The 1097-nt window shown below is 42.9% G+C and carries 2 protein-coding genes and 1 pseudogene; 1 reads left to right on the top strand and 2 read right to left on the bottom strand.

Going from position 1 to position 1097, the window contains the following annotated elements:
* Window positions 1-402: pseudogene (locus tag F6K37_RS43940) on the bottom strand (hypothetical protein); the annotation flags it as partial.
* 33 nt (window positions 403-435) lie between these two features.
* On the opposite strand from F6K37_RS43940, the gene F6K37_RS43935 reads away from it, so the two are divergent.
* Complete coding sequence (locus F6K37_RS43935; protein ID WP_287257419.1) at window positions 436-621, top strand: hypothetical protein; 186 nt, start codon at window positions 436-438, stop codon at window positions 619-621.
* A 66-nt stretch (window positions 622-687) separates the two neighbouring features.
* Here F6K37_RS43935 and F6K37_RS43930 read toward each other — a convergent pair.
* Window positions 688-1097: 3'-5' exonuclease (locus F6K37_RS43930; protein ID WP_287257418.1), on the bottom strand; the 410-nt coding region annotated here is incomplete at its 5' end.

The raw sequence follows: 1097 nt of genomic DNA, 5'->3' as shown, positions 1-1097 counted from the left end.
TTCTGGCATTCCTGCATATAAGGAACTACTGCTAGATAGAAAGAAATAGGCTGTTAAAAATTTGGGGTCTCGGTTTATAATAACGTCAAAGTACTCTGGGCTAAGCTGATAGCTAGTAATTTGGCGAGCCTCTTGATCACCAAAGTATTGAAGGAAATTCAGAAATACCCAGTCAGCTAATACATTATCGAAGCCAAATGTAGGTAGTCTCTGAAGCAGATTGAGATATACTTGTGTTGCTTCTACGTCTCGCTGGAGGTCTGCGGGTGAGATGTTTTTGGAGCTTTGTTTAAGGGCATTGAGTTGGGGTTGCTGTAGCTTGCCAACTGCTAAGATACAACCTAGGATAATTATGATTGCTCCTAGGGATTGGGTTAGTCTTTGAGGAAATTGCCAAGGCATTTGTCTAAGGTGAAGTATTAAGTAATATCAAGTATGAAGACAAGCATTCAGCTATCAGCTATCAGCTATCAGGCTTTGGCCTTGACCAAGGACTTTTATGAAAACTTTCAATTCTCATTAATCTATCAATTATCAATATTAAATTCTCCCCTTTGCCCATTGCGCATTGGCGCACGCTACGGGAAGAGCCTACGCTACGCCGGGTTTATTTTAAGCTGACAGCTGACAGCTGAGGGCTGAATGCTTACCTATGAAGGCGCTATGTATCAAGTACCGAGGAGACCATCAAAACATTCCCACCATAGTCTCAATTAACTCTGAGGGTAACTCCTTGAGAAACTGAGAACGGTTAGCCGGTTCCCGATTCCCATAAAAGCGTCGCTCATGAGCATGGGATAAAAACAGTTGTTCCTGAGCGCGAGTAATCCCTACATAACACAGACGCCGTTCTTCTTCCAACGCTACAGGATCTCTGAGACTACGACTGTGAGGAAACAGTCCTTGCTCTAGGCCGACTAGAAAGACAATGGGAAATTCTAGCCCTTTAGCAGAGTGAAGGGTCATTAAAGAAACTGCTTTTTTCCCCTCTTCCAGGTTATCCATGTCAGAGGCTAGAGTTGCATTAGCAAGAAACCCTTCTAAGCTCGTTTCTTCGTTTTCTTCTTGAAATTGCAGCACTGCATTAAACAATTCCA

The sequence above is a fragment of the Moorena sp. SIO4E2 genome, assembly GCF_010671945.1.
Taxonomy (GTDB): Bacteria; Cyanobacteriota; Cyanobacteriia; order Cyanobacteriales; family Coleofasciculaceae; genus Moorena; species Moorena producens.
Note: the sequence above shows the minus strand (reverse complement) of the source record. Positions and strands in the feature narration are given on the sequence as shown.

What these genes read in the sequence shown, in the direction of transcription:
- F6K37_RS43935 (WP_287257419.1), top strand. Translation starts at nt 436, where the DNA reads ATGAAGACAAGCATTCAGCTATCAGCTATCAGCTATCAGGCTTTGGCC.